The organism is uncultured Limnohabitans sp., from assembly GCF_937889215.1.
Classification (GTDB): Bacteria; Pseudomonadota; Gammaproteobacteria; order Burkholderiales; family Burkholderiaceae_C; genus Limnohabitans_A.
Genome location: NZ_CALBEX010000466.1, coordinates 1 through 5,365, shown reverse-complemented (window position 1 = coordinate 5,365; position 5,365 = coordinate 1). Strand labels below are relative to the sequence as shown.

General features: G+C 61.6%; 7 protein-coding genes. All 7 read right to left on the bottom strand.

Going from position 1 to position 5,365, the window contains the following annotated elements:
- Positions 1 to 154: 154 nt before the first annotated feature.
- Positions 155 to 970: a DUF429 domain-containing protein gene (locus Q0341_RS11770; protein ID WP_299513508.1), complete on the bottom strand. Its 816-nt coding sequence runs from the start codon at positions 968 to 970 to the stop codon at positions 155 to 157.
- A gap of 69 nt (positions 971 to 1,039) precedes the next feature.
- Entirely contained in the window at positions 1,040 to 1,462 is a 423-nt protein-coding gene (locus Q0341_RS11765) for a BLUF domain-containing protein (protein WP_299513505.1), read from the bottom strand.
- Between the two features lie 3 nt (positions 1,463 to 1,465).
- Complete coding sequence (folE, locus tag Q0341_RS11760; RefSeq protein WP_299513503.1) at positions 1,466 to 2,194, bottom strand: GTP cyclohydrolase I; 729 nt, start codon at positions 2,192 to 2,194, stop codon at positions 1,466 to 1,468.
- Between the two features lie 70 nt (positions 2,195 to 2,264).
- The gene (gene clsB, locus Q0341_RS11755) at positions 2,265 to 3,491 is read right to left on the bottom strand and encodes a cardiolipin synthase ClsB (RefSeq protein WP_299513500.1); all 1,227 of its coding nucleotides are present in this window, start codon (positions 3,489 to 3,491) and stop codon (positions 2,265 to 2,267) included.
- A gap of 2 nt (positions 3,492 to 3,493) precedes the next feature.
- Positions 3,494 to 4,249, bottom strand: a complete 756-nt coding sequence (locus tag Q0341_RS11750) for an endonuclease/exonuclease/phosphatase family protein (protein WP_299513497.1) — start codon at positions 4,247 to 4,249, stop codon at positions 3,494 to 3,496.
- Complete coding sequence (gene nudB, locus Q0341_RS11745) at positions 4,246 to 4,731, bottom strand: dihydroneopterin triphosphate diphosphatase (RefSeq protein WP_299513511.1); 486 nt, start codon at positions 4,729 to 4,731, stop codon at positions 4,246 to 4,248. The genes Q0341_RS11750 and nudB overlap by 4 nt, the downstream gene beginning before the upstream one ends.
- 116 nt (positions 4,732 to 4,847) lie before the next feature.
- On the bottom strand, positions 4,848 to 5,365 hold a 518-nt coding region (locus Q0341_RS11740), incomplete at its 5' end, for a response regulator (RefSeq protein WP_299513495.1).

Sequence of the window (5,365 nt, the reverse complement as noted above, 5' to 3'; positions counted from 1 at the left end):
CTCGTGAATTTTCTCTGCTAAAACGCATGGGGCGCTAACCGGTGCACGCCCCAAGAGACCACGCCCAGCAAGCGCCCCTTGAGCAAGCTTGGATTGTCCAATCGCCATCAACTGACACGGCCATTGAGCGATCGTGAACAGATTTCAAATCAAGTTACGCCGTCACAATCCACCCCTCCAGCGGATCACATGGCGGCAGACCATATTGTGGGTGTCCCGCTTCGTGTTGCTGCTGCGCCCAAGCCGCTTGCATCAGGCACAAGGTGGCGTCGAGTGCGTCGCCACTGGCGTCGTCGGCCAGGCGGCCGAGCAGCGCGTTGCTGGCTACCAGACGCAGGCCCAAGCGGGTTTGGCCGCGCTCCAAGGCGCTCAGCAGTTCACGCCGGGCTAATAAACGGTCTGGCGTTTGTTTGGCTTTGTCGTCGCTTTTGTAACTGCGATTGCCGAGCACTTCACGCGCCAGCAGGCCGGGGTAAGCCTCCAGTGCCACGCGGTTGGGATCGCCCGCATGCAAACCGGGCAAGTGCACGTCTGCTTGGCGCAACAGCGGCACACCCGCGTGCAGCATGTAGGCCACGGGCGGGTTGACCCATTTCATGGAGGGGCTGGAGCCTGCGGGTTTGTCTGCGGCGCGGTGGGCAAACTTGCCGCCCACGGGGCGGGCGTTACAAAACGCTGCAAACTGCTCGCGAATCTGAGCGCGCTCCAATGCGCAGTAATGGTCCATGCAGACGGCCCAGTCGGTGGGCCAGCCCAGGGTCTCGACCAATTCGCGAGGCAGGCCAAATGGCAAGTCAAAACCGCCCACCCAGTCAGCGGGCTGCGCCAGCCATTCGCCAAAGGCGTTCAGGGTTTCAAAGGTCTGCAGGGCTTGCAGTTGCACTCTGCCCTGCCGGGCTTGGCCCAGCGCCAGCACGATGGGCTTGCGTTTCGTGGGGCTGCTGGAGAAGTCACAGCCGATGAGCTGCATGGTGTTTGGTGCTTGGGGGGTGCCATGGATCCCTGCCTTGGCGGGGATGACGAGCAGGGGTCTGAGTGGTCAGGCCCGGCCAATGATGCAGGCGGTGGCCATCAGCTCTTCGAGCAAGGCGAGCGAGACTGAGCCCGAAACATTGTAGGGGTCGAGCTCGGCACGCTCGGAGTATTTGAGCAGGATGTTGGTGTTGACGCGGGACGCATCAACCTGACCCATGGTCCATCCCCCGAAACGGCGCTCGGAAATTTCTTCGTAGTGCAACAACACCACATCCTCGTGGCGCGGGTCTTTTTGGATGTGGCCGTAGAGCTCGCTCACGGCGTTGCGCCCGCCTTCGATGGCTTGCAAAAAGATACCGTCGCCGTAGCACAGGATGCCCGTGATGCCGCTGGGCGGGTTGTATTGGCGTGATTGGGCCAAGATGGCCTGGATGGTGTCAAGGCTCGGATCAACCGTGCGGCTGGCATAAAGCAATCGAACCAACATGGATCAGTTCCTTCCAGGAATCAAAGCTAAAAATTCACGACGCAGGTTCACGTCTTTCAGGAAGGCGCCGCGCATGACCGAGTTGATCATTTTGCTGTCCATGTCCTTGACGCCACGCCAGCCCATGCAGTAGTGGCTCGCCTCCATCACAATAGCCAATCCATCGGGCTGGGTTTTGCGTTGGATCAAGTCAGCGAGTTGGACCACCGCTTCTTCTTGAATTTGCGGCCGGCCCATGATCCATTCGGCCAGACGGGCGTACTTGGACAGGCCAATCACGTTGGTGTGCTCATTGGGCAGCACCCCGATCCAGATCTTGCCGATCACTGGACACAGGTGGTGGCTGCAGGCGCTGCGCACGGTGATAGGGCCCACAATCATCAACTCGTTGAGGTGCTCGGCGTTGGGGAACTCGGTGATGTCGGGGCCTTCGACATAGCGGCCCTTGAACACTTCTTTGAGGTACATCTTGGCCACACGGCGAGCGGTGTCGCCTGTGTTGTGGTCGTTCACGGTATCGATGACCAGGCTGTCAAGCACGCCGGCCATCTTGTCGGTGACTTCGTCGAGCAGCTTCTCCAACTCGCCGGGTTCGATGAATTGGGCGATGTTGTCGTTGGCGTGAAAGCGTTTGCGGGCTGCTTGAATGCGCTCGCGGATCTTGACAGAGACAGGAACGCCTTCGTCTTCGGGCGTTGCGGCAGAAGCAGTCATGGCGTCTGAGGGGTTCATTAACATGCGCGACATCGTAACAGCGATTGAGCGACGCACAGTGACAAGGGTCATCCTATCGAACAAGCGTTCAGTAGCGGTGACCCGTGATCAGGAGCGCCAGCCGCATCAGCCCGAAAGCGATGACATCGCGCAAGCGCGTATGCCAGTGCCTTTGGTTGAAGTCTGCCGTGACGGGTGTACTCTGGGATTCAATCACTTGGCACAAGCGCTGATGCAAACGCCGGGCAAACCGCTTGTCGGCCACCACCACGTTGGCCTCTCGCGCCAGCAGCAAACTGAGCGGATCGAGGTTGGACGAGCCCACCGTGGCCCAGGGACGGTCATTGTCGGGGTCCACCACGGCCACTTTGGCGTGCAAAAAACTCACGTCGTATTCGTAGATTTCGACCCCGGCGGCCAGCAGCGCACCGTAAACCGGACGGGCTGCGTGGTATTGCATGAAGTACTCGTACCGCCCTTGCAGCAACAAGCGCACGCGCACCCCGCGCCGAGTGGCATGCACCAAGGCCTGGCGCAGCCTGCGCCCGGGTAAAAAATAGGCATTGGCGATCAACACCTCGTGCCGGGCCAGTCCTATGGCTTTCAGGTAGGCCCGCTCGATCTGGCTGCGGTGCAGCACGTTGTCACGCAGCAGCAAGGCGGCGCGGCTGGAGGGCGGTGAGCCGTCGGGCAAGGGCAAGGGCTGCTTCCATGGCAATGGCAGGCCCGCAGTTTTGAACGAGCGCAAGGCCTGCGGTATCTTGCGCTCACGCGCGTGTTGTGCGCCCTGCAAGCGCCACCACAGCTGGGACATGCTGTCTTGGATGTGGCCCACCAGTTCGCCTTGCGCACTGACGGCAAAATCCAGCCTTGGCTTGGCCAGGGTGCCGTGGTGCGGGTCGTACCAATCGTCCAGGATGTTGATGCCACCACAAAAGGCGGTATGCCCGTCCACCACGCACAGCTTGCGGTGCAGCCGCCGCCAGCGGTTGGGCATCAACAAGCCCAAGGTGCCCAAGGGGGCATACACCCGCCAGTCGACGCCCGCTTGCGCAAAGCGCGTGCGCCACACTTCGGGCAAATGGGGGGTGCCCACGCCGTCCACCACCAGCCACACACGCACACCGCGCAGGGCCGCCCGCTCCAGCGCCTCAGCCACCCTGAGCGCTGCGCCATGGACGTTAAAAATATAGGTCTCCAGCATCACATGTGAGCGTGCTTGGTCGAGCGCCGCGACCAGTGCGTCAAAGTAGGCCAGGCCCCCTTCAATGAGCCTGATCTGATGGCCGTCACGCAGCGTCGGGTTGTGCCGCATGTTCAATCATTCCAAGTGAATTCAGCGACCAGTGGCAAATGGTCCGACATGCGCCGCCAGATGCGCCCTGAAGGCACCATGGCGTGCACTGGCGTCAGGCCTCGGGCGTACACATGGTCGAGCTGGTTCAGGGGCAAGCGCGAGGGGTAGGTGGGCGTGGGTTGCTCGCGCCACTCGCGAAAACCGGCCTGCGCCATGCGCCGCCCCAAGCCTGTGCCCCAATCATTGAAGTCGCCCGCCACCAGCACCGGCTCGTGGGCCGGGATGTCTTGTGCGATGTGCGCCAGCAGCAACGCCAACTGGCGCACGCGGCTGGCGGGCACCAACCCCAAGTGCACCACCAACACATGCACCACGCGGTCCACCACCTCCAGTCGGGTGTGCAAAAAACCGCGCTGTTCGAAACGGTGGTCCGAGATGTCGCGGTGCTGGTGCGAGAGCACGGGCCAGCGCGAGAGCAAGGCGTTGCCATGCTCGCCGTGGCGCGTGATGGCGTTGGTGCAGTAAATGGCCTCGTAACCCTCAGGGGCCAAATATTCGGCCTGCGGCATGCTGGGCCAATGCTTGAAATAAGCCGCCTCGCGGCGGTGTTCGCGGCGCACCTCTTGCAGGCAGACGATGTCGGCGTCGAGCTGCTCCACCGCATGGCCCAGGTTGTGTATCTCCAGCCGCCGCGCTGGGCCCAGGCCTTGCACGCCTTTGTGAATGTTGTAGGTGACCACCCGCAATACAGGGTGCTCGTGGCGCTCGGGCTTCATGGCGAAGAGGATGCCAAAAACCGCGGCAGCATCAAGATGGCTTCAGCATTGGAGGGCGAAAAGCATTGGTCGGCTGCAGCGTGCCACGGCAACCATTGGGCTTCGGTGTGCTCGCGGGGGCTGAGCACCACAGGGAGGCGTTGCGGCACACACAGGCCGAACACGCGCTCGGTGTTGCGGCTCACTTCGGGCGCATAGCGCCAGCGCCAAGCGGGGTAAATGTCGTACACGTTTTCCAGTTCCCAGTCTTGCAGTTGGCAACTGGTGTGCAGGGCGTCGATGCCAGTTTCTTCCTGCACTTCGCGTATGGCCGTGTCGAGCCAGCTTTCTTCGGGGTGGTCCTTGCTGCCCGTGACCGATTGCCAGGTGCCCCAATCGGTGCGCCGGATCAACAACACATCCTGCTCAGGCGTGTAAATGAGCACCAACACCGACTCCGGAATTTTGAAGGTATCTGGCGATGGGGGCAGCGGGTTGGCCATGGGCGGGGCGGACTCCAAAAGTATGACCACAACAAAATTTCATTGTAGTCAGCACTGTCTGGCTGCAGGGCAGAAAGCACTTGGGTGCGGCCGCGCTGACAGCACCTCTGAGCAAGTCATGCCTGGCGTCGTTTGCTGGGCATGACCGCCAGCAGGTGTGTTTTTTGCAGTGGTTTCGACAAGAAGGCGTTCATGCCTGCGGCCATGGCCTTTTCGGCCGCATCGTTAATCACATCGGCCGTGAGGGCCACGATCGGCACTTGACCGCGTGCACCTGGCATGGCGCGGATCTGGCGGGCACTGGTCAGGCCGTCCATCACCGGCATGTGGATGTCCATCAGCACCAGATCAAAATCGGACAGGCCGGCCTGTGTCAGCGCTTGTTGGCCATTCTCAGCAAAGCTGACTTGGTGGCCCATGCTTTGCAGCAACAAGCCCACGACCTTGCGATTGACCGGATGGTCTTCGGCCACCAACACGTGCAAACTGTCCACGGGAAATACCGGTTCTTCTGCATCAGGGGCCATGGCGTCTGGTGCGTCAGGCTGTGCACCAACAGACTCAGGTGCTGTGGCGGATGTTGTGGCGGGTGCCAGCGGCGTGCTCAGTTTCAAGGTCATCAGGGTGCCCTGCC

Coding starts and splice junctions, on each gene's coding strand:
- Q0341_RS11765 (WP_299513505.1), bottom strand. CDS start 1,462: ATGTTGGTTCGATTGCTTTATGCCAGCCGCACGGTTGATCCGAGCCTT.
- Q0341_RS11750 (WP_299513497.1), bottom strand. CDS start 4,249: ATGAAGCCCGAGCGCCACGAGCACCCTGTATTGCGGGTGGTCACCTAC.
- nudB (WP_299513511.1), bottom strand. CDS start 4,731: ATGGCCAACCCGCTGCCCCCATCGCCAGATACCTTCAAAATTCCGGAG.
- folE (WP_299513503.1), bottom strand. CDS start 2,194: ATGAACCCCTCAGACGCCATGACTGCTTCTGCCGCAACGCCCGAAGAC.
- clsB (WP_299513500.1), bottom strand. CDS start 3,491: ATGCGGCACAACCCGACGCTGCGTGACGGCCATCAGATCAGGCTCATT.
- Q0341_RS11770 (WP_299513508.1), bottom strand. CDS start 970: ATGCAGCTCATCGGCTGTGACTTCTCCAGCAGCCCCACGAAACGCAAG.